This window comes from Pseudarthrobacter sp. BIM B-2242 (genome assembly GCF_014764445.1).
GTDB lineage: Bacteria > Actinomycetota > Actinomycetes > Actinomycetales > Micrococcaceae > Arthrobacter > Arthrobacter luteus_A.
In genome coordinates, this window is record NZ_CP061722.1 from 225,856 (window position 1) to 245,664 (window position 19,809).

At 65.0% G+C, this 19,809-nt stretch carries 35 protein-coding genes; 10 read left to right on the top strand and 25 right to left on the bottom strand.

The window, feature by feature from the left end; genetic code table 11:
• The first annotated feature begins 163 nt into the window (after window positions 1-163).
• Both IDT60_RS21725 and IDT60_RS21730 read left to right on the top strand, forming a co-directional pair.
• Window positions 164-697 (top strand): HAD domain-containing protein, encoded by a 534-nt coding sequence (locus tag IDT60_RS21725; RefSeq protein ID WP_191082074.1) that lies wholly within the window; start codon window positions 164-166, stop codon window positions 695-697.
• A 37-nt stretch (window positions 698-734) separates the two neighbouring features.
• Window positions 735-983 (top strand): helix-turn-helix domain-containing protein, encoded by a 249-nt coding sequence (locus IDT60_RS21730; protein ID WP_191082075.1) that lies wholly within the window; start codon window positions 735-737, stop codon window positions 981-983.
• Between the two features lie 104 nt (window positions 984-1,087).
• Here the strand turns inward: IDT60_RS21730 and IDT60_RS21735 are convergent, their stop codons facing one another.
• The 5 genes from IDT60_RS21735 to IDT60_RS21755 form a co-directional block, all read right to left on the bottom strand.
• Window positions 1,088-1,597, bottom strand: a complete 510-nt coding sequence (locus IDT60_RS21735; RefSeq protein ID WP_191082076.1) for a hypothetical protein — start codon at window positions 1,595-1,597, stop codon at window positions 1,088-1,090.
• A gap of 381 nt (window positions 1,598-1,978) precedes the next feature.
• Window positions 1,979-2,503, bottom strand: a complete 525-nt coding sequence (locus IDT60_RS21740; protein WP_191082077.1) for a hypothetical protein — start codon at window positions 2,501-2,503, stop codon at window positions 1,979-1,981.
• A gap of 57 nt (window positions 2,504-2,560) precedes the next feature.
• A complete protein-coding gene (locus tag IDT60_RS21745) occupies window positions 2,561-2,914 on the bottom strand; it encodes a hypothetical protein (protein ID WP_191082078.1) in 354 nt (117 codons plus the stop codon).
• Window positions 2,911-3,582, bottom strand: coding sequence for a helicase associated domain-containing protein (locus IDT60_RS21750; RefSeq protein ID WP_191082079.1), 672 nt, complete (start codon window positions 3,580-3,582; stop codon window positions 2,911-2,913). Before IDT60_RS21750 ends, IDT60_RS21745 begins: the two co-directional genes overlap by 4 nt.
• Window positions 3,582-3,749, bottom strand: coding sequence for a hypothetical protein (locus tag IDT60_RS21755; RefSeq protein ID WP_191082080.1), 168 nt, complete (start codon window positions 3,747-3,749; stop codon window positions 3,582-3,584). Before IDT60_RS21755 ends, IDT60_RS21750 begins: the two co-directional genes overlap by 1 nt.
• Window positions 3,750-4,111: 362 nt before the next feature.
• Between IDT60_RS21755 and IDT60_RS21760 the strand changes: the two genes are divergently transcribed.
• The 6 genes from IDT60_RS21760 to IDT60_RS21785 all read left to right on the top strand — a co-directional run bounded on the left by IDT60_RS21760 (window position 4,112) and on the right by IDT60_RS21785 (window position 7,309).
• Window positions 4,112-4,765, top strand: coding sequence for a recombinase family protein (locus IDT60_RS21760; RefSeq protein WP_191082081.1), 654 nt, complete (start codon window positions 4,112-4,114; stop codon window positions 4,763-4,765).
• Between the two features lie 184 nt (window positions 4,766-4,949).
• Window positions 4,950-5,555: a hypothetical protein gene (locus tag IDT60_RS21765; protein ID WP_191082082.1), complete on the top strand. Its 606-nt coding sequence runs from the start codon at window positions 4,950-4,952 to the stop codon at window positions 5,553-5,555.
• A gap of 127 nt (window positions 5,556-5,682) precedes the next feature.
• Window positions 5,683-5,823, top strand: a complete 141-nt coding sequence (locus tag IDT60_RS21770) for a hypothetical protein (RefSeq protein ID WP_191082083.1) — start codon at window positions 5,683-5,685, stop codon at window positions 5,821-5,823.
• A gap of 127 nt (window positions 5,824-5,950) precedes the next feature.
• Complete coding sequence (locus tag IDT60_RS21775) at window positions 5,951-6,544, top strand: hypothetical protein (RefSeq protein ID WP_191082084.1); 594 nt, start codon at window positions 5,951-5,953, stop codon at window positions 6,542-6,544.
• Between the two features lie 70 nt (window positions 6,545-6,614).
• On the top strand, window positions 6,615-6,986 hold the full coding sequence (locus tag IDT60_RS21780) for a hypothetical protein (RefSeq protein ID WP_191082085.1): 372 nt from the start codon (window positions 6,615-6,617) through the stop codon (window positions 6,984-6,986).
• Window positions 6,983-7,309 (top strand): hypothetical protein, encoded by a 327-nt coding sequence (locus IDT60_RS21785; protein ID WP_191082086.1) that lies wholly within the window; start codon window positions 6,983-6,985, stop codon window positions 7,307-7,309. Before IDT60_RS21780 ends, IDT60_RS21785 begins: the two co-directional genes overlap by 4 nt.
• A gap of 11 nt (window positions 7,310-7,320) precedes the next feature.
• Here IDT60_RS21785 and IDT60_RS21790 read toward each other — a convergent pair whose 3' ends face one another.
• The 13 genes from IDT60_RS21790 to IDT60_RS21850 all read right to left on the bottom strand — a co-directional run bounded on the left by IDT60_RS21790 (window position 7,321) and on the right by IDT60_RS21850 (window position 14,834).
• On the bottom strand, window positions 7,321-8,919 hold the full coding sequence (locus IDT60_RS21790) for a competence protein CoiA (protein WP_223884028.1): 1,599 nt from the start codon (window positions 8,917-8,919) through the stop codon (window positions 7,321-7,323).
• Window positions 8,920-9,067: 148 nt separating this feature from the next.
• Window positions 9,068-9,340, bottom strand: a complete 273-nt coding sequence (locus IDT60_RS21795) for a hypothetical protein (protein WP_191082088.1) — start codon at window positions 9,338-9,340, stop codon at window positions 9,068-9,070.
• Window positions 9,333-9,686 carry a hypothetical protein gene (locus tag IDT60_RS21800; protein ID WP_223884029.1) on the bottom strand — a complete coding sequence of 118 codons (354 nt, stop codon included), beginning with the start codon at window positions 9,684-9,686 and terminating at the stop codon, window positions 9,333-9,335. Before IDT60_RS21800 ends, IDT60_RS21795 begins: the two co-directional genes overlap by 8 nt.
• Before the next feature lie 21 nt (window positions 9,687-9,707).
• Window positions 9,708-10,139 carry a hypothetical protein gene (locus IDT60_RS21805; protein ID WP_191082090.1) on the bottom strand — a complete coding sequence of 144 codons (432 nt, stop codon included), beginning with the start codon at window positions 10,137-10,139 and terminating at the stop codon, window positions 9,708-9,710.
• Window positions 10,136-10,441, bottom strand: coding sequence for a hypothetical protein (locus tag IDT60_RS21810; protein ID WP_191082091.1), 306 nt, complete (start codon window positions 10,439-10,441; stop codon window positions 10,136-10,138). Before IDT60_RS21810 ends, IDT60_RS21805 begins: the two co-directional genes overlap by 4 nt.
• Window positions 10,438-10,719 (bottom strand): hypothetical protein, encoded by a 282-nt coding sequence (locus IDT60_RS21815; RefSeq protein ID WP_191082092.1) that lies wholly within the window; start codon window positions 10,717-10,719, stop codon window positions 10,438-10,440. Before IDT60_RS21815 ends, IDT60_RS21810 begins: the two co-directional genes overlap by 4 nt.
• 70 nt (window positions 10,720-10,789) lie before the next feature.
• On the bottom strand, window positions 10,790-11,665 hold the full coding sequence (locus IDT60_RS21820; protein WP_191082093.1) for a hypothetical protein: 876 nt from the start codon (window positions 11,663-11,665) through the stop codon (window positions 10,790-10,792).
• Entirely contained in the window at window positions 11,665-12,525 is an 861-nt protein-coding gene (locus tag IDT60_RS21825) for a hypothetical protein (RefSeq protein ID WP_191082094.1), read from the bottom strand. Before IDT60_RS21825 ends, IDT60_RS21820 begins: the two co-directional genes overlap by 1 nt.
• Window positions 12,526-12,606: 81 nt before the next feature.
• The gene (locus IDT60_RS21830) at window positions 12,607-13,017 is read right to left on the bottom strand and encodes a hypothetical protein (protein ID WP_191082095.1); all 411 of its coding nucleotides are present in this window, start codon (window positions 13,015-13,017) and stop codon (window positions 12,607-12,609) included.
• A gap of 19 nt (window positions 13,018-13,036) precedes the next feature.
• The gene (locus IDT60_RS21835) at window positions 13,037-13,357 is read right to left on the bottom strand and encodes a hypothetical protein (RefSeq protein WP_191082096.1); all 321 of its coding nucleotides are present in this window, start codon (window positions 13,355-13,357) and stop codon (window positions 13,037-13,039) included.
• Window positions 13,358-13,412: 55 nt separating this feature from the next.
• Window positions 13,413-13,775: a hypothetical protein gene (locus IDT60_RS21840; RefSeq protein ID WP_191082097.1), complete on the bottom strand. Its 363-nt coding sequence runs from the start codon at window positions 13,773-13,775 to the stop codon at window positions 13,413-13,415.
• Window positions 13,776-13,806: 31 nt separating this feature from the next.
• The gene (locus tag IDT60_RS21845; RefSeq protein WP_191082098.1) at window positions 13,807-14,334 is read right to left on the bottom strand and encodes a hypothetical protein; all 528 of its coding nucleotides are present in this window, start codon (window positions 14,332-14,334) and stop codon (window positions 13,807-13,809) included.
• Window positions 14,335-14,342: 8 nt separating this feature from the next.
• A complete protein-coding gene (locus tag IDT60_RS21850; protein WP_191082099.1) occupies window positions 14,343-14,834 on the bottom strand; it encodes a hypothetical protein in 492 nt (163 codons plus the stop codon).
• 52 nt (window positions 14,835-14,886) lie between these two features.
• Between IDT60_RS21850 and IDT60_RS23460 the strand changes: the two genes are divergently transcribed.
• A complete protein-coding gene (locus IDT60_RS23460) occupies window positions 14,887-15,021 on the top strand; it encodes a hypothetical protein (RefSeq protein ID WP_255527108.1) in 135 nt (44 codons plus the stop codon).
• A gap of 19 nt (window positions 15,022-15,040) precedes the next feature.
• Here the strand turns inward: IDT60_RS23460 and IDT60_RS21855 are convergent, their stop codons facing one another.
• Genes IDT60_RS21855 through IDT60_RS21865 form a run of 3 tightly spaced genes read right to left on the bottom strand, consistent with a single transcriptional unit; the run spans window position 15,041 to window position 15,890 of the window.
• Window positions 15,041-15,349: a hypothetical protein gene (locus IDT60_RS21855; RefSeq protein ID WP_191082100.1), complete on the bottom strand. Its 309-nt coding sequence runs from the start codon at window positions 15,347-15,349 to the stop codon at window positions 15,041-15,043.
• Complete coding sequence (locus IDT60_RS21860; RefSeq protein WP_191082101.1) at window positions 15,349-15,690, bottom strand: hypothetical protein; 342 nt, start codon at window positions 15,688-15,690, stop codon at window positions 15,349-15,351. The genes IDT60_RS21855 and IDT60_RS21860 overlap by 1 nt, the downstream gene beginning before the upstream one ends.
• Window positions 15,687-15,890 (bottom strand): hypothetical protein, encoded by a 204-nt coding sequence (locus IDT60_RS21865; protein ID WP_191082102.1) that lies wholly within the window; start codon window positions 15,888-15,890, stop codon window positions 15,687-15,689. The genes IDT60_RS21860 and IDT60_RS21865 overlap by 4 nt, the downstream gene beginning before the upstream one ends.
• An 86-nt stretch (window positions 15,891-15,976) precedes the next feature.
• Here IDT60_RS21865 and IDT60_RS21870 point away from each other — a divergent pair, with 86 nt between their 5' ends.
• On the top strand, window positions 15,977-17,335 hold the full coding sequence (locus tag IDT60_RS21870) for a right-handed parallel beta-helix repeat-containing protein (RefSeq protein WP_191082103.1): 1,359 nt from the start codon (window positions 15,977-15,979) through the stop codon (window positions 17,333-17,335).
• Between the two features lie 57 nt (window positions 17,336-17,392).
• On the opposite strand, the gene IDT60_RS21875 is transcribed toward IDT60_RS21870, so the two are convergent.
• The 4 genes from IDT60_RS21875 to IDT60_RS21890 form a co-directional block, all read right to left on the bottom strand.
• Window positions 17,393-17,779, bottom strand: coding sequence for a hypothetical protein (locus IDT60_RS21875; RefSeq protein WP_191082104.1), 387 nt, complete (start codon window positions 17,777-17,779; stop codon window positions 17,393-17,395).
• Between the two features lie 67 nt (window positions 17,780-17,846).
• On the bottom strand, window positions 17,847-18,611 hold the full coding sequence (locus IDT60_RS21880) for a hypothetical protein (protein ID WP_191082105.1): 765 nt from the start codon (window positions 18,609-18,611) through the stop codon (window positions 17,847-17,849).
• Window positions 18,612-18,697: 86 nt separating this feature from the next.
• Window positions 18,698-19,114, bottom strand: coding sequence for a hypothetical protein (locus IDT60_RS21885; protein WP_191082106.1), 417 nt, complete (start codon window positions 19,112-19,114; stop codon window positions 18,698-18,700).
• Between the two features lie 39 nt (window positions 19,115-19,153).
• The gene (locus tag IDT60_RS21890) at window positions 19,154-19,807 is read right to left on the bottom strand and encodes a helicase associated domain-containing protein (RefSeq protein ID WP_191082107.1); all 654 of its coding nucleotides are present in this window, start codon (window positions 19,805-19,807) and stop codon (window positions 19,154-19,156) included.
• Between the last annotated feature and the right edge of the window lie 2 nt (window positions 19,808-19,809).

The window sequence follows — 19,809 nt, forward strand, 5'->3', positions numbered from 1 at the left end:
TTCCCCCCAAAAGGGGTGCGGTCATATTCCTAGCGGCGTCAGGAAGATCAGGACCATCACCCCACGTACGTGATCCCGATAACTGAATACTAGGGCCTGTGGCCGTTCGCGGCTGCGTCCGCAGGGCTAGAATGCCAAAGAGCTTATGGGGGGCGGGGGGAACATGACGAAGAACGAACCGTTGTCCGACGCCCGGAACGGTGGGGGCCCAATGAAGCCGGTCATCCTGCTCGACATCGACGGGGTCCTCAACCCGTCGGTATGTCCGGGCAGTGGCGGCGACCGGCCGGTGCTGCTGCTCTCGCACGCGAAACGGGCCCTGGTCCGGCGTCTGGCCCGCAGCGGGAAGATCGCCTGGGTATCGACCTGGCCGGCAGACATGGTTGCCGGACTGGAGGCCCAGCTGGGTCTCGATACGGAGCCTCTCCGGGTGACCATGGTGTTCCGTCCGGCCGACGCGGACGTCCCAACCCCGAAACTGACATCGGTGAAGCGGTGGCTCTACCGGATGGGCGCCACCGATGAATCCGACTGGGACTCCGTCGTCTGGGTTGACGACGTCCTCGGACCTGACGCCAGGACGTGGGCCGGGGAGCATGACCAGCCGGTCCACATGGAACAGCCCGACCCCGCCAGCGGTCTCACTGAAGGGCACGTGGCGGGAGTCGAGGCGTTCGTCGCCGGCAAGGGGAGATAACCGGGGAGCCGGAAGGGCTGGCACATAGGATGGCCGGGTGACCGACGAACCGAAGAAACTGCGCTTCCTGACCATTGCGCAGACGGCCGAAGAGCTGAACGTGAACCAGAACCAGATCCGGGCCCTGATCCGGACTGGGGAGCTTCGTGGAATCCAGGTCGGGGGTCGGGGTGTCTGGCGCATCGGGGCCAACGACATCGAGGACTACATCGCCGAGGCCTATCGGCTCACTGCCGAACGCATCGCGGCCGGAGACCTGAGGGACCAGGGCGGGGAACCAGAGTAGCTAGTCGGGCGCGATGCGGGCCCTGCTCGGTGAGCCTGAGCTGCTTGCGGCCCGGGCCGGCCTGGTCGTGTGTTGCCCAGGAACTGACCCGCGCAGCGCTTCCCTTACTGAAAGTCGTCCTTATAGCCATAGTCTGGGAGGTAGTAGCAGTCAGACATGGAGTGTATTTCCAGTGTGTTCGATGAGCTGGCGTCAAAGGACAGGAAGATATACCCGCCGTCTGGGTGTGCCAGTTCGAGCCGATCAGTGCCGTTGGTGAAGTGGTTATCACCGGGTGTCCATCCGTCGGATGCCATGTCTTTCTTGATGTCATCAAGAAGTTGAGCCTGGTTCCGCCCGCTGCCGATGTCGATCCACGTCCATTCACTAACCAGCCACTCCCCGTCGTGACTATCGTCCTTGGGCCGCGCACAGCTTGATAGCTCATCGAGGTTATCTGAGGTACGGACCGATGCTTCCGGAAACATTGCCTCGATGTCATCCACCGCGGAGCGGATCATTGGCTTAAGCTCCCTCAGCGTTTCGGTCTGGTCGGTACGCTGTACTGGCACACAGGAGATCAACGTGGGCGCCAAGACCAGTGCGCAGAAGGCTGCAACAAGGCCGCTTTTCATGTGTCCCTTTCGGTGGCCAAACCGGCCTGATCGCTTCGACCGTATGGATGGCCTTTTCTTAGCGTGTGCCAGACCGGGAGTTGCGCAGAAACCAAGATCGCGCACGGCGAAGCGCCAGGTACAGTCTTCGGACAGCCCGTGATGACGCTTCCGTGCCGACGTCTTGGAACGATCCCATCCCGCCTCGGTAAAGGCTGCTCAGGGCATCTGAGGCGGCCTCACGAAGAGCCCTCCGGTCGGCGATTCCGGTGAACTGTCCGTCGAGCCAGTCGGCGGCGTGGGCCCGTGGCTTGTCCTGTTCTAATTGGGCGACGGCGCGCACCTCTGCTGTTGCAGCTAAAATCTCGTCCCGGACAGCTCCGACGGTACGTTGCGGGCCGCTCATGGTTGAATCCTGCGTTCGAGCCATCGGGAGTACAGCTCGCCGCTGTTCTTGAGAAGCCAGCCCGAGTAGGCCACGCCGCCGGCAATGGCCAGTTGCGCTGCCGCGATGACGCCAATGATGGGGATCGTCTCTGGAGACCGGCTGCTGGGTGCGAGCAGGAGCAGGCCGGCGGCGATGACGAATGAACCGACCACGGCGAATTTCACCACGCGTGGATTGATACGGATGGCTTGCTCTACCCGCGGGATGTCGGAGGCAGGCTTCGGGGGCCTTCGCGTGAACCGCACACCCAGCGTCACGAGCCATCCCAGGGCGGAAATGGCTGCGCCCAGGGCCATCGTGACGATACCCCGCTCGGGGTCCTGGCCGAGCAGCCCGGACAGCCCCGCATCGGTCGCCCCGGGGATCGCGATCACGGCCCCGTACCACCAGGCAAAGAAGACCCACGTCCGGCGCTGCGCATAGCCGAAGGCTGGTGCCCGCGGATCCGTTGCCGCAACGGCGGCATCCCCCAATGTCATGGACCGCACTCTACCGGCATTCGACCTCGTAGCACGCCGGGATAGACCTCGTCGGCATCAGCTGACGCGCTCTTCCAGCTTGCGTGCCAGGACCTGCTTCCTTGACTCCGCATCCCCTTCGCTGCGGGGGCTCATAAGGTCGTCCACATTGTCCCACCGGCGCAGCTGCTCGACGACGAAGTGCCATGACTCGGCCGTCAGATCGAGGCTCAGTTCCTCGTCCTCCGGCGGCCAGCCAACGGGTCCCTGCCCAGCCTTGGCATGGCTGCGGGACGCCTCCCAGCCGCTCTCCCTGATCGCATTTCCGTGTGCGGCTGTGGCTGCTTCGCCGTTCTGGGCAGCGATGGCGACGGTGTTGTCGATGGTCGCGTCGATGAGAAGCCAGTCCTTGACCGGCATGGTGATCCTCACTCTGGGTGCCTTTCGCTCCGCCGGCTGTTCGCTCCCCGCCCCATCCTGCCCTGACGCCAGCCGGGGATGACCTCGTTGAGCCGGGCTTCCTTGGCTGCGGTCAGCTTCCCGGCCCGGTAGTCCATGCGCTGGGTATGCAGCCAGACACCCAGCGTGCGCTCGTCCCGGTCCTCGGTCTTGTTGACCCGCGGCCAGTCGTTGCCGGAGGCCAGGTAGGCGGCGACCGCCGCCAGGCGCTGCTTCCACCGGGCTGCGTCGGCGTCGCGTTTGGTCGGCTGGTCACGCCAGTTCGGGATCGTATCGAGGGCGGCATAGGCGGGGGAGAGGGTGCCGGCGGCAGCCTCTGCACGGCGCCTGACCAGCCAGCCGGCCAGGACAGTTTCCCGGACGGATCGGCTGGCGACGGGCAGCCTGCCCTCGGCCTCGTAGAACGCCAGGATCTCTTCCATGTTGCGCCGGCCGGACCCCATCACCCGCGGCGCAGCCGGCGGCAGGGCCGCCTGGTGGTCCGCCCGAAGACCCGGGTCCTGTTTGGCGGCAATCGCCAGATGGTAGCGGACCGTGGTCTCGGCGACGCCGGCGCCAGCGGCGATCTTCGGGGTCGGGATGCCCTTGCGGTACATCAGGACCCACTCCGGATTCGGTGCCGGCCGCTTGACCTGCTTCATCAGATCTGCGGGTTCCTCGGCGGGGCTGCCCGCTTCAGCTCGGCGATCCGGAGCCGGAGGAAGACGCTGACCAGCACAAGGGCGTAGACCGCCAACCCGGCCAGCACGATCGTGAAGATCGCGTACAGGACGCCGATGATGCCAAAGGCCGGGCTCAGATTTGCCATTGCTACCCCCAGTAGTCGTTGGACCCTAGGCTACGCGACCCGCGGTTGTCCGGGCACGAAAAAGGTGCGCCCCGTTCGCTGAGCGCACCCTTCTCGATTCCCCTTCACACCCCGGATCCCCATCCGATTACACCCATAATAAGCATGCTTAGGATTAGGTTCGCAAGCACATCGATCTGATCTATCTGACGATGCGCCAGCGCAAGGCTCCTGCCGTCTCACGAACTATAGGTAAGGGCACCTCTGCCCCTAACCCGGAAATCCCTGCATTCCGGGGGCAGAAATGTCTCACCTACCCTGTATCACTTGACTGTCTTGAGACCTCTTAAGAGTTTGTGAGACGAGACAGACAGGAGAAAAGGATGAAACTCGGGTACGCACGCGTCAGCACCACAGACCAAAAGGCACGCATGCAGGTCGAGGCGCTACTGGACGCCGGGGTCGAGGAGAAGCGCATCTTCATCGACGAGATGTCTGGCCTTGTGGCGGCAAAGGATCGGCCGCAGATGGCCAAGCTCCTCGACTACGCCCGCGACGGAGACGAGATCTTCGTCTGGCGAATTGATCGCCTGGGGCGCTCCCTCGTGGATGTGATCAACACCGTCCAGACCATCACGGACCGTGGAATCAGTCTGCATTCCATCATGGACGGAGTTGATCCTTCGTCATCGCACGGCCGGCTCCAATTGGCCCTCTTCGCCAGCCTGGCCCAGTACGAACGCGAATTGATTACTGAGCGGGTGCGTTCCGGGGTGATGGCGGCCCAAGCCCGGGGAGTGAAGTTCGGACGGCAGGCACCCAAACAGGAAACCATCGAAACGAAGCTGCGGGCAGTCCGGCAGCTCCTGGCCGACGGCACACCCGCCGCCGAAGCCGCCGAAGCCGTCGGCTGGTCCCGCCCGACCATGTACCGGTACTTGAAGAAGTTCGGTACTGAGATCCCGGCGGACGCCGTGGTTCATGGCCGGGGGCGGTCCCAGTACGCGATGAAGAAGGTGCTGCCTGCCCGGGACTAACACTGCGGCGGGCAATCGAGCCGTGGCGGCCGTCCACGGGGGCCGCGGCCCCGGTAAACAGCCCCTCTTTGACCATCATTTTCCCGAGATGTGGTTTTCCCATCTATCAAGTAACGTCACGCGCAAATGGGGCCCAAACCTGTGGCCCCATGCCTGATTACGTTGTTTCTGGGAGGACCAACACATGGCTAAAATCGCCACCCTTCTCGGTGCCCTGGGCACCACCGGCAAAGCCGTCGTCGTCGCAACCGTCGTCGTTGGTGCAGGTGCCGGTGCCGCGATGGCAAACACCGACACCACATCTCCTGACTCGGGCACGACGGTGACCGCCCCGGCCACCGATACGACCGAACCTGCCCCGGTTGAACCGACCGCTCCGGCAACTACTGATCCGGCAGAGCCCGTCACCACCGAGCCCACCGAGCCGGCACCGACAGAGCCCGCTCCAACGGAACCGTCCGACCCGGTCACCACCGAGCCGACCGAACCTGCCCCGGTTGAACCGGCTCCGACCGAGCCTTCAGCTCCGGTGGTCACTGACCCGGTCGTCACCGAACCGGCACCCGTGGAGCCTGCACCGGTCAAGCCCATCAAGGTCAAGCCGGCTGAGCCCGGCAACAGCGCCTGGGCACACGCCAACGCTGCTGAGAAGCGCGCGGCAGGCCAGGCCAAGGCTGCCGAGCACCGCCAGGGCCCGAAGCAGACCCCTGCTGTCACGGATCCCGCCTCGACCGTAGCTGTCCAGGCAGTTCCTGCCACCGCAGCGCCGAAGGGACCGAAGGCCAAGTAGTCCCCGGCCCAATTGTCCAGACGGTGTCTGGACAATTGATGCGACTATGAAGCCCCGTCCGGTTCGTCCAAGCGGGGCTTCTGCGTGTCAGCCGGGCACGCAGGGTGTTCAGGCCTAGGTTGGTGCCGTGGACACCGCGGCCAAACAGCTGGAAGGGCAGACGTCGATCAACGACCTGCTCGACGAGCCGGTGGGCACAGAGCCGCTCCAGATGGTCCTGCCTATCCATATTCAGCTCCCGACCGGGCAGATCCGCCGCGTCGTTTGAACATGTCCAAGAGCCGTAGAATTAGTAGCGGCAAAGCCACCCACCAGCCATAACTCATCCTTGGCGTTGGCGCAGCCCTGCCGGGAAGCCCCCGATCACACCAACGACCAAAGAGAACAGTAGAAGCATGACGTCTGCCCCACCCAGGAGCGCCGGTCGGTACCGGCGGGGTGTCGCCTCGTTCATCGCGGCCCTGACGCTGGCCGCGTTCCTTACCGGCTGCGGGCCTGCCGAGACCGGCCTGCAGGCCGACACGGCACGTCAGCTGCAGGCGCGGGTTCTGCGAGTGAGTGAGGCAGTGGCAGCCAATGACCGGGACGGTGCGCTGAAGGCCCTGGACGTCTTGGCGGTGGACCTGGCACGAAGTGCCGGTGCGGGTGAAGTTTCAGCAGACCGCCAACGGCGGATAGCCACCGTCATCGCCGCCGTCAGGGCTGACCTCACGGGAACCCAGTTCGTCGCCCAGTCGGCGGCGGTCAGCCCAGCCGAAGCTAAGCCGGCAGACTCCGGGGCGGAGGCAGCTCCCGTTGTGCCCGAGCCGGCGCCAGCCATCCCTGCGCCCGTCGATCCGGCACCTGCCCCTGTCATTCCTGCCCCGGCCGCCCTTGCGCCTGCTCCGCTGGACCCGGCGCCGGTGCCCCTTGACAGCAGCAACGGCAACAGCGGGAACGGCAATGGAAACAGGGGCAATGAAGGAAAGGGCAAGGGCCGGGACAACTGACCTGGACCTGGCACGGTCTGGTGGCCCCCGACCGTCGCCGGCAGGGAGCTGCTCCGCACACATAGGACCCATGGCCACTTCACCTGTCACCGCATTCAACCTCAAGCAACCCTGCGGCGCATGTCCGTTCCGCACCGACCAGCCAGCCTTCCTGGACCCTGGCCGTGCCCAGGAGATCGCCGACCACCTGCTGGCAGGGGACTCCTTCCATTGCCATAAGACGCTCGATTATTCTGCCGAGGACGGCAGCGGAGAGACCACTGACAAGTCCATGCACTGTGCCGGGGCGATGATCGTCCTGGAGCACGAGGAGCGGCCCAACCAGATCATGCGGATCGCCGAACGCCTGGGCTTCTACGACCACAAGGCCCTGAACATGGACGCGCCGGTGCCACAGTCGATGGCCGAGTGGGTCAGCCGGCACGAGGGAGCGCGGGGATGAGCGAAGTCATTGCCCACATCACCGTCCGTACCCCGTCGGCGGCCGTGGACGTCTGGAAGGACGACGCCGGCGAGCTGACCATCCGCATCAACGGTCTGGCCCGGAAATGGCACGGCGTGATCGACCTCGGCCGGGAGCCTTCCATCGAACCGGGCAGCGAGCACGCCTGGATCCGCACCCAGGTCTGCGAGGCGCTCTACGCCGCGATGGGCCGGTACGGCCTCGACGACTACACCAAGACGCTCGTCAGCACCTCACGCGGCTGGTACGACGTGTGCCAGCTGGCCAACAACGAGCTCGGCGCCGGACGGGTCTTAGAGTAGGGCAGCACGGATTAGATCCTCTCCATCCGTTCCCAGTAGCTATCCGATTGGGCGATAAGCTCAGCGACTGAACCGATATTGCCGTAGGCCAATTTGTTTGCCGAGACGCGCTCGTACATCCGCCGCAACAGCTCTGTTCCCTCTACCTCATCAAGGACCCCATCCATGATCCTGGCATGCAGATCATCGGAAAAATGGTGCCTACCGACCGGAACTCTTGTGAGACTGCGATAGCGCCGCCATAGGCAGGTGTGTTCCGGGTGATTGCCCAAGCCGCAGAGGTCGCAATCGCCCGGAGCAATATCGCGGGCGACGTCATGTTTCTTGCCGGTAATCTGTGCCACCCCAGCGTCAGATGTGGAAGATTCACTGCCAGTCGGTTTCACACGGAGCGCAGTGGGAGACGGGTGCCAAAGACCAGCAAGCCTGAGCGCGGCTTCCCTTATTGACATGTCCTGTCCCACTATCTGCAGGCTGAAGTCGCCGCCCTCCCCGGTGTCCTTGTCGGCATCCGGGCGACTGCTGATGTATCCCGAGAAGACGGGGCCGGAATGTTTGCGTGGCTGCTGCGAGCATAGGCCGAACCCCTGGTCCTCACAGATGTGGGCATCCTGCAACAAGCGCTCCGAAAGTGGTATGCGGCGCCGCACAGGAAGAGCTACTTCCTCCCAGTCGTGGCGGCCCATGATGAAAAAGTCACCGAAAAAGCCCCTCTCGCAGTGGCCACAGCCGTAGGCGAGGTAGGAGGACTTCGTGGTTTTCGAGTAGTGCATGCGTAGTGGTGAGAGAGGGGCGGTGCCCTGAAACGCATTGATCATGTCCTCGTAAATGCCTGTTTCGAGCCGCTCCAAGGGCCACGCCGCGCCGTAGGAATCTGTTTCGAAGTGGGCAACTTGCTGACAGCGTGTGCGCACATCCAGGGACGCGATCCTCCAGACCGTTGAATCCCTCTTGCAGGCGAAGCACTCCATTTTTAGATACTCCAGGGTCACCGCGGTAGCCTTGGTTTCCGCTCGCTTTTGGAATCCGCCCGTAAGGATGAGTGCGGTGACATCGGCCAGCGAGGTGGTTTTGTCGTCCTGAAATGCCCTATGGGCAAGGACGTCAAGAGGAAGCTGGTCTCCTTCAAAGACAAGGTGCGGGACATCCGCTTCCGCTGCCGATGCCTTGTTGCGGCGGTGCACAAGCCAAAAGCACTCCACACCGGCTCGCTCGTAGCGCCCTTGGCGGGCGGCGAATTCAGGAGATCCCTGCTTCGACCACTGGATTTCAAGGGCGATTCGCCGGCCGTCCTTCTCGGCCAGGACATCCGCGGTCCAGGATTTGTCGTCAGCCTGGTGCTCAATGGTGGCCACCCATCCGGCATCACCGACAGAGCGCGCAACAATCGCCTTTCCAGCACGGTGTTGAGGCGTTTCTGACCAGCACTCAGCGACGGAGCACTTGGCGTCTGCCTTGTGGACGAAGTGTCGAAGCCCGTGGCTGGAAGTCCTGGGAAATGCCGGCAGTCCACAGGAGGTGAGAAGGCTTCGCACCTTGTATGTCTTCTTGAGCTCAAACCACTCGTCATCGCTCGAAAGGACCGCGTCAACGCGCTGCCCATCGAGCATGGCTGTTAATGGCATCATGACCTCCCCAGAGCATCCCCGGCACTGCAGCGCCAGGATACGGCTAGAACAGCGCTTTCCCGTGAGCATGCGTAGACAACGAAGCCCCGGCCAGTCGCGGTCGGGGCTTCGTTGCCTGGAAAGGGATTGGCTACCGTTCGGCGAGCTGCTTGCGGGCCTCGGCCAATTCGGCGGCCAGCTTCGGCAGCAGGCGGTGGGCCGCGGCGATGAATGCTGCGTTGGCCCGCCCGTAGTCGGCCGGTGCCGTGGAGACCTCGGCGATCAGACCAAAGGTGCCCCGGCCTTCAAGGACGACCTTGGTGTCCTGGTGGATCTGCGGCATGACGACCCAGGTGCCCTGCGTGGACTCGGCGTGCAGCGCCATGAGCCCGTCCAGGTCGGTCGGGTCTTGGGGGTTAGGCATCGGTCAGGCCGTCACCGGACTTGGCGTGCTCCTGCTTCGGTACCTCGACGCCCTTGATCTTCCAGAGGATGCTGGGCTCAATCCAGACGCCGACCGGGTTCCGCTCCATAATCGCGGCGACATGGGCGCGGGTGTGGAAGCCGCAAAGCATGATCTCCGATTCGGTCACCGTGCCGTCGTTCTGCGGGAGGAGGAAGGTGAATTCGGCCTGCGCGTGCTGGCTGCAGGAATCGCAGCGGTCCAGGAGTCCGAGGGTTCGCTCTCCCTGGTTCTGCAGCACGGCGTTCAGGCGGTCGGCGAGGGAAAGTGTGGGGACGGGGGCTTCCGTCAGGGTTGCTGTACTCATGGGCTGCATGTGTGCGGACTCCTAATCTGAGCTCACCGGGCGGGTCGGGTCGATGAAGAACCGGGCCACCATGGCGATCAGTAGCGCGACGCACCCGTATCCGAGAAGGTGTCCGGTGATCATGCCGGCAGCCAGGGAGACGACCGCGAGGGATGCCAGTGCCGGGCCGGCAATGTTCTGCCGTGCCGTGATCGCTGCGATGAACGTGGAGGCCAGGTAGCGGACGGCGGCGAAAACGCCGAAGGCGGTCGCCAGGACGATCCCGAACCAGGTGCCGACCTGGCTTTCAGTCGCCCGGGTGACCAGGGTCGTGAGGAAACCGGGATCCAGGGCGATGATCGTCCAGATGTCGCCCAGGACCAGGACGGTGCCGAACAGTGTCAGGATCATGGCCCAGACCCGCGGGTTCTGGAAGGCCGTCTCAGAACGGGCTGTTGCCGGTGTCGCGGTCATTGCTGCAGGGCCTTCCGTTGTTCGGCTGGGGTCTCATTCCGGACCATACTGGCCAGGGCCGACACTGCGGCCGCGGCGTCTGCCGCGGGCAGCTCAGCGTTCAGCGCCGCGGCCGCGGCGCGCAGAACCTTGACGACGACGTAGGGTGCCAGGTGAACGGCGTGCAGAACCGCCGGCGGATGCCCGCTTCCTTCCGGGAACTGTTCGCCGCAACTGCAGCCGGGAACGCCGGCCTTGAAGCGGAACTGGTGGCCGGTGATGGCTTCAGCGGACGCGGTCAGGACATGCTGCGGCTGGGTCATGCAGCCGCCCGGAATCCCGGCTCATGGAGCATTACGTCGTAGCCGAGCCGGGTGAAGGCGGCGAAGGCCGCATCGGCATCTTTGGCCAGGGTGTCGACGGCACGGTCGAAGAGCTTGTGGTCAACGACCTGCCGTGGCCCCGGGCGGGGTCCGGAGAAGAACGCCAGGACGCGGGCAAGTCGGCTGCGGGCGGGCTGGGGTGTGGGTCCGCGCCAGTGCAGTTCCACGATCGAATCGGCATCGGTCAGGTAGAACCGGTGGTGGGTGGAGGGAGGCATGCCACTCATCATGCGTTGATCCTGGGCGAACCGGCACCAACGAAACTGATGACGGGATGTGATGTTGATTTCATCGTGCCAGGGCGTCCTTTTCTGCCTCGAACAGGCCGGCGCAGGCTGCGTCCAGGGCTGTAATAATCTCCGGATCGGAGGTGCGTTCCCCGCCGCCTTCCACCAGCAGCTCCCGGTCGATGTCCCACAGGCCCCGCTCAATGAGGGCGCCGATGGTGCCCAGTTCCTCTTTGATCCTTGCGGTGAGGCTGTGCCTGAAGGCGGCCAGCGTCTCGACGCCGTACGTGTTTACAAGGAGTCGGACGTAGCGGGTCCTGGCGATGTTGATGGCACGCTCTGTCCGGCCGGGGATTTTCGTCAGGACCGGGTCGTGGGCGCCACCGCGCAGGGCGCACAGCATCATGGTGCCCGGGTTGCTTTCGCCGCGCAGGGTGAAGGTCAGCATGGACTCTGCCGGGGCAGTGTAGTCGGGCATGACCCGGTCCCAGGCGGCCTGGCGTTCGCCCCATTGGTCCGGGGTGGTGCCCTGCGGTTCGTCGGCGTTGTTCCAGTAGGAGTAGGGCTCCACGTCATCCATAGACTCGAAGGCGCCGGCCATGACGGCCTGATCCGTGTAGAGACGGACGAGGACGCGGCCCGTGTCGGAGTCCTCCCCGAGGCACATCTCGAAGCGGTTCGGGTCCTTCTGCCGGTCTTCGTCCTTCAGCTTCGTCTGCTCCTCCTCCCAGCGGCTGAAGGCGGTGAAGGAGAGCATCTGCGGGACAACGTCGCCCTTGAGCCAACAGGTGTCCACAGCACCGGTGAAGAGCCGTGCCAGCAGGTCCGCGTCGAGCTCGTCACGGATCGGGTCGATCAGGGTGCGGACCCGCCGGGTGAACTCGAACGGGTTGGTGCCGGCGGCAAGACGGTAGCCGTTGTGAATCTTGGTTGACATCAGTGGTCCTCTGCTAGGGCGTCTTTGTCCTGCTCATAGAGGGCGGCACAGGCGGCGGCGACGGCATCCTTGTAACCAGGGTTCAGAGTGGCGCCGCCGGAGCCCTCGGTGAGCAGCTCGGCTGTGAGGGCCGGCAGGTAGGAGGCCACGGTGTCGATGACGGGACGGACGCTCACGCCCCGTGCGAACACGACGAAGCGGACGGCCTTCATGACCTCGACGCCCTGCTCCTGGAAGAGGTAGTTGCCGTATGCGTCCAGCCCGGCGCTGCGGGCACGGTCCGCCGCCTCGGGGATGTGGGGCAGGATGGCATGAACGTCGCGCAGCTCCTCACGGATCTCCAGGGTGTCCCGCAGGAACCAGCTGGCCATCGTGTCGGAGACCTTGACGCCTGGAAGGGTGCGTGTCCAGGCTTCTTTGCGCTCCTTCCAGTCAGCTTCGGTGACGCCCTCGGGGTAGGAGTTGGTGTGGTCCCAGTAGCCGTACTCCTCCACTCCGCCCAGATCCTCGAAAGCATCCATCAGGACGTGGTTTTCGGCCCGGGCAATGACCATGGTCCGGCCGGTGCCGGGGTCGGTGCCGATGCTGAGCTCGAAGCGGTTCAGGTCGCGGTCGTGGTCGTAGACGCTCATCTTGGCCTGTGCTTCGGCCCACTGGGCGTAGGCGGCGGCCGCAGCGCCGGGAAGGATGGGGTCGCCGGCGAGCCACTGGGAGTCGATGTACTTGGCGGTCTCGATGGCGACCAGTTTCAGGTCTTCCTGGTCGCGGAGCGGGTCGATGACGTCCCGGACAGTCTGTGTAAACGAGTCAAGGTCTGTGCCTTCGGCGAGGCGGAAGCCGTGATTGATGATGGTGCTCATGAGGTTCTCCAGGTAAGAGTGTCGGGGTCTATGGGCCTCATGTGTACGGAGGGGGCGACAAGCATCCCCGCCGGAGCGGGATCAGCCGCGCAGGCGGGCGGTGATTTCCTCGGCCTTCTGCAGGGCCTTCCATTCCGCGGCCACCCGCTGCTTCACCTTCTGCTCGATCTCGTGCTCGAGCGCGATGAGCCTGCGGGTGCGGTTCGCCTTCGTCTCGCGGACCGGCACAGTGCGGGTGGGGTGGCGGTCGTTGGACGCGACCTCCCACTCACCGTCGCGGTAGCCGCCGCTCCATTCGAGCCAGCCCTCTTTCTCGCCCTGTTCCGACAGGGCTGTCCACTGGGCCTGCAAGGCGGTGACCCTGGCCAGTTCCTCGGGCGTGTACGTGTCCGGCTCGTCGCGGTACTGCCATTCCTGGGCTTCAGCCCACTTCAGCTCCACCCGGACGTCGGCACGGACTGCCTTGGTGAGCTGTTCCTTAGTGATAGTCATGATGCCCTTCGCTGCCGGCCTATGCGGCGTTCAGGTGGGCGATGGGGTGCTGCTGGAGCTCGGTCAGGTGGGTGCGGACGAGCGCGTCGATAGCCTGGAAGCGGGCCGTCCCGTGCTGGTTCACGCCGTCACCGATACGGCTCGGCGTCCATTGCCGGACGGTCTTGATCAGGGCGCTGCCCCGGACGTAGCCGATGCGTTCACCGTCCAGGTAGACGTCGGCGGTGACGGAGCCGTCCTCGTTCTTGGTCTCGGGTCCGGTTTCGGCGGTGCGGGTACGGAACCAGGCGGGCTTGTTCAGGCGGCCCGGGCTGACGGGCTTCAGGATCTGTTCAGGCATGCGCCTTATGTGTACGGCGCCGCCGGCGTCACTCCCCGGTCAAGAAGTGCGGCAGTCAGGCCTGTGTGCGCCGGAACAGGTAGATGCCGATGGTTTGCCCTGCTCCCCAATTCCAGCCGTATCCCGAACCTGCCGAACTCCTGCTGGCCTTCTCCAGGAAGGTGTACCCGACGTGCTCCAGGTGCCAGCCGATGGACTCGATGTGGCCAAGAAGGCTGGCCACGCCCTCGAATTCATTCATCCTGTTATCAATTCTGGCGAGACTCGGGATGAAAGCTACCAGCTCGTTCACGGCGATCTGGGTCTGGAAGAACTGGTCCCCGTTCTCGAACGCCGCCCTCGCTAGAGCAATAGGGTCGTATGTCGGCGCCAGTGGCTGTGAGTCCGACGGCTTCTTTTCAGACTTCCCCCAAGCCATGTCATGCCCCTTCTGCGGTCGCTGCGGCAGGTCAGCCGTGACCCGATTCTGCCACGCCGGAGCGCCAGGGCAGTTCGTCCAGGGACGTTTCCGGTGGCATGAAGACGGCGGAGTAGAAATCGATGCGGTTCTTGTCCGGGCGGGTGTAGATCAGCAGGTTCCCGGTGGATGGGTGCCCGGCGACCAGGGACTCGATCTCTGCGTGGGCCTCGGCTAGGGTGGCGTGCGTGACCCATTCGGTATCGCGGTCGCCCAGCTGGGCCCGGGTCAGAAAGTCGGGGGACCCGGGGCCGCGGGGCGGCCTGACGGGTTTGGGAGCCGCGGTGTCGATCAGGACCCAGACTTCCCGGTCCTCGTCGAGGATGATCGTCTCGTAGGCGCCGGTGAGCAGCTCCCAGACGGCGGCGGTCGGGATGGCTTCGTCGCAGCCGGGTTCCACCCAGCTGTTGCGGCCTGACTTTTCGTAAATGTAGTCCAGGTCGTAGGCGGCTGAGACGAGAGAGTCTGTGGCGACTGCTTCGAGCTCGGCTTCGGAACGGACGATACGGGATGGCTGCATGGGTTTCCTTACCAGGGCAGGTTGGTCTTGGCGGTCCCTTGCGGGATGGTGAACAGGTCCTCGAACGTGCCGGTGGCAGGGTTAAGCTGCTGCAGGACCATGTCTTCACGGGCGGTGCCGTTGTACATCTGGTGCGTGATCGCAGCCTTGGCGTAGCCAAGGGACGTGTGCGCCTTCCGGGCCGGGCGGCGGGACGGGATGACCGTCGTCCACGAACTGGGCTTCACGGGCGCCGGAGCCTCCGCGGCGGAATCCCAGAGGACCCAGGCGGAGGGCTGCCCTTCGGGGCAGTGCATGGTCAGAACCGCCCAGACCTCGTTGATGTCTGCTTCGCGGGTGGACTCGAAGGTGGTGAAGAGGTCGCCCTTGCCGTCCCTGGTGGTGAACGCGGCCCAGGCCTTGCGGTAGGCGGACGAGGGCAGCCGCGGCGGGCAGACGATCGAGTCAATGCGCAGGGCAGCCAGCTCGTCGATGGTGGTGATGGTGCGGAACGGTTCCATGGCCCCTATGTGTGGGGCACGGGCCGGAAAGCTCCCCGACTAAGCTCAGACCATGAGTGAAGAAACCCGCCAGTGGAGCAGCAACGGCTACTTCGTCTGTTCCCACAGTGGCTGCAGCAAGAAGATCGACGATCGCATCACCGACCACGACTGCTGCGACAAGCCCAAGCACTGGGGAGAGCACTAAGCGCCCACCCAGACCGACGCTACGAGGCCGGGCCCTGGGCGCGGTATTCATCGGCGGCCGCGGCGACCCTTGCGGCGCGTTCGGCCACCGGGACGTCCGGCCGGCCCGACATCTCAACCGCCCTCCAGACACCACGAAGCCGCGCGAGGCGTTGTTCAGTCAGGGCCTCGAACCGTCGTGCCTCCTCGAGGAATTCCGCTGTCTCGGCGGCCGCGTCGCCGTGGCCGGCAAAGGCCAGGGTCATCGACATGCGCTCCAGGGCTTCCAAACGGGGGAAGACCTCGGCGGGGCTGCTGACGCCGGCGACCAGGTCGTAGGCGCGGGGCATTACTTCACGATCCTTCCGGTGGCGGTGTCAATGCGCAGGGTGTCCATGAACGGTGGTGCGGCATCAAGGGTGCGGACATCCTCGGCGAGGTCGTCTTCGCTCCAGTCTCCGGATACGACCCATTCGGCTGCCTTCCAGACGTCCCGGAGTCGTTCGACTCGGGCCAGAACGTACGCCTCCATGGCTGCCAGCTCGCTCAGGATCGCCTCGGTTTCGGCAGCTGCCGCCTCGTGTCCCCGGTCGCGGAGGACTGCTGCCGTGCCGGTGATCCCGTCTTTGTTCTCCAGTAGCTCTTTGAGGCTGGCGACCTCACACAGGTAGTCGAACGATCCGCCGCTCATTCCTTCGGCCCGGCAGGTTCCGTGAGTGGCCGGAACACGAGCCCAAGGCGTGACCGGGCAGTGTTGGCGACCGTGATGTTCTGGTCATCGATGAGCTGCCAGAGCGTCTGCGAATCGGTGTCCTCGGCCTGGGCCAGCGAGAGGCGGGCGATGGTGTCACCACTGACGGTGGCGGCGGCTGCAGGGTAGGTCGTCTCCATGGGCCTCATGTGTGTGGCACAAGACGAATCGCTCTCCGGCAGCTGCGTCAGCGCCACATCAGGGAAGCAGCCGCACACACCAAGGCATGACTGAAAATCCTACGCAGCCGTTCATCGCCAGCAACAGTGCGGGGCGAGTGGCTGACGCCAAACCCGCCGGCTCCCAACTTAAGCGCCGGAAGCTCCTCGGGTTTGGAGCCTTTGCTACGCTCGTCGCCGGGTTCTCCGCCGCAGCCAGCCTTGGATCCGCCGCTCCAGCTGCAGCGACAACGGGCCTGACACCGGACGCCCGGGACTACGGCGCGGTGGGGGACGGCTCCTCCGATGACACCGAGCCGCTGAAGAAATGGCTGGCAGCAGGAGGATCAGAACTCACAGACGGGGTTTTCCGGATCACCTCCGGCCTCACACTGCTTGGCGACAACAGGACTTTTTGCACACGCAACGCCAGGATTGTGGCTGACCAAGCGGACATCACGGCCCTCACAGTGCAGGGCGCCAACACCAAAATCAGTGCCCACATCGATGGGAACAACAAGGCCAACATCGGCCTCAAAATCTCCGGGCCTGGCGCCACTGTGGAGTCCAGCACCATTGAGAATTTCTACTCGAAGACCACAGCAGCCCGCGGGGTTGAGGTAACAACGGGTGGCGGGTGCACGGTCAGGGACAACCTGATCCGCAACGTAGGCTCTCTGGGTGACACCACGCTTGGCAACGGCAATGGCTCCGCGCGCGCGATACTCCTGAGCAACTCGGGTGCTGCAAGCCAGAAGTCGGTGATCGCCGGCAACACCATCGACAACGTCTTCGGCGAAGAAGGCGATGCGATTCAGATCCTGTTCTACGATGCGGCGGCATCCATCAACGCTTCGGCCGACGTCACCATCTCAGGAAACGACATTTCGAACGTCTCCCGCCGCTTCATCAAGGTGCAGGCCAGCAACGTCCGGATCGTCGGCAACACGCTGGGCCATGCAGGCGTCACGCCCGCCAACCCGTCGAACTCGATCGACGTCATCCGTGGTGATGACGTGACCATCTCCGACAACAGGATCGCTCCGAACCCCCTCGGCGTAGTGATCAACGTCGTAGGCTCCGCCGGGTTCCTGTGCAGGAGGGTGGTGATCAGGGACAACGTGATTCGTCAGGATGATGAAAAGAAGTACACCTCCATGTTCCTGAACTACCTGTCCCAGGCTGTGGTCAGGGACAACACGATCTTTGGCGGCGGAACTGCAATTGCCATCGGCAACAGCACGGTTGTTTCGGTCCAGGGCAACATCCACCATGGCGGAGACAGCGCGGCGACGTCGTTCTCGGCAAATTCAACCAACACGGGCGTGGTGATGCTGTCCAACGTCAACATGAACAGCGCCCGTAAGGCCTGCACCGCCAACACAAGTGTCGGCGCGCTGACCGAGATGAACGTCAGCAGGACCTGACCCTGCGCGCTGGCCGGCGCAAGGAATACCTGCGGGCACCAGGAACCCCGTCTGGTCTTAGCGGATGATCCGTCCGGTTTTCGGGTCGACCACCGGGATGTGCACGGCGCGGGCGATGGCGTTCAGGCGCGGCTTCGGTGCCAGGCCCAGCCGTTCCCTGGCAGCATCGGCGGTCAGGTCGTCCCTGTCCTCGATCATCAGCCAGAGCGTTGCCTTATCCAGCATGGGGTTCTTGGCGGCATTCCGGCGGGCCATACAGTCGTTCATGTCCGCTGCCAGCTCCTGCAGGGTGGCCAGAGGCGTATTGATGTTGGCCGCCACGTACTCCCGGCACCAGCCGGCATCCGAGTCGATGTCGCCGCGGTCCCCTTCCAGGTGGGCGAGTTCGGTCAGCCGTTCAGGGGCGGTGTTGGGGGCCCGTGCTTCATCTCTCAATGCGCTCATGGGACCCCATGTGTGCGGCGGGGCCGGATCAGCTCACCCCGCCGCAGCTGTCGGCAGACAGTACCTGTCAGTGGTTGCCGCGGCCCAGCAGGCCCAGGATCGCGTTGCGGATGCCGGGAACGAACCATATGACGGCTCCTGCGATGGCCAGTCCGCCCAGGACGGCCAGCAGCGGCACGGGGCTGAACGGTTCGGACTCGGAGGCCCGGGTGGCGTCAGCGGTCGTCGGGGCGGTCACGGCATCAGCGGCGGCCCGCGAGGTGCGGGGAGTGCCCTGGGTCATCTCGGTCATCGTTGGGGCGGGGGTGGCCTCCCCTGATGGTGTCGCCGAGGGGTCGGCACCGGGCGCAGCAGAGGGAGTGGCGGTTGAACCGGTGTCCCGTGCGGCGTCAGCTGCTGACTCCGCGACAGCCCCGGGCGGCAGCTCCTTCGTGGTCCCGTCTGCCGGTGCTGCGGCAGGCGGCGGGGTCAGGGTGCTGTTCACACCGGCAGGCGGAACATTGGACAGGCCTGCCGGGTTCGGAGCTGGCTGCGCGGCCGCCGGGACAGGCGGCGGGGTCCAGTCGGGGGATTCCCACGCCGGCGGCTTGGCCGCGGTCATGGGCCGGCCGTCGGGGCCGATGTCACCGGGCGTGCCGTCCTGGACGCCGTTGAAGCCGGTGTAAGAGCCGGGTCCGCTGGTGGGGCCGGTGCCCGAGGCGCCGCACACCCAGTTTCCGTTGTAGTCCCTCATGCAGGTCTCAGAAGCGTGCCCTGTGGCAGGCAGCAGGAACATGCTTCCTGCGGCAAGCAGGATTGTTGCCGCGGCACGGCGGGCCCGGACGCTGGTCACGGTGTCTCCTCATCAAGCGGGTCGACGCTGTCGAAAGATCGGTTCGTCCTTGAACATGCGTAGACCGGAGGAAAACAGTCGCCGGATCAAGCCTGGACCGGCTCCCACCTGCTCCCGGCACCGGCCAAGCGCTGCACTAGCCGGTAGTACCCGGAGTCCTTCAGGACGGGCAGGTCATCCAGTGCCCGCTCTGCGGTGTCCAGGCTCTCGTGCTTCACGACCTGGTCCTGGCGTTCGTAGGCCTGGATGCCGTATTCGGTGTCAGCGGGACTGGCTTTGCTGTACTCGTCCACGAACTGGTCAGCGGTCAGGAGGGCGCCGGGGGAGGGTGCCATGACCGCGCCGGTCACCGGCTGCACCCAGTAGCGGCCGAACAGCTGACCGTCTTCGGGGGTGCGGCCGCCGCTGGCCTGGTATTCACGGACCGCTTCAGGGCTGTCGAGGATGATCACCCGGCACCGCTCGGGCTGGGTTGCTGTGTAGAGGTCGCGAAGCATCGTCATGTCCGGCATGTGTGCGGACGACCGCCCCGGCCTGCCCGGTCAGGGCAGCCAGCCGGGCAGGTGCTCGTCCAGGACAAGCCGCACTCGCTCCGGGAGCCGCTCTTCCCGTGCCGCCTGGCGCAGTGTGTACAGCCAGGTTCCGAGGGACTGCTCCTCCGGATCGGTCCGGTTCATGTAGGTCGGCCACCGCCTGTGCCGGGCGCGGAACGCCGCCAGGGCGCGAAGCCGTTCCGGAAAGCGTGCCATCTCCCTGTTCTCCCGGCGGTCGGAGTCCCACACGCCGACGGCGTCAAGCGCCGCCCGCTGCCGGGCGGTGAGTGATCCCTTGCTGACTTTGGCGCGCTGGGCATGCAGCCACCGGCCCAGGGAGGTCTCTGTGGCGTCTCCGCCGACCTGCCTCGGCATCCGGCCGTTGTTGCGGACGTACTCCTTGAGCTCGTTGAGGCGCCGCCGCCACGGTGGTGAGAAAGAGTCGTCGAGGGCTACCTGCTGCCGGCGTTCGCGGGCCTTGCGGCCCAGGCTGTACCGGTGCCTAGATTCAAGGTCCGGGTCACTGTTCTTGGCCCTGGCAAGGGTGCCCAGGATCTGCAGTGGATCGGTGTCCCTGCAGGCCTGCACAATCTCGGCGCCGGTCATGCCTTCCTGGTACAGCCGGATCCAGTTTGAGGGACTAGATTCCACATCGACGCACATGG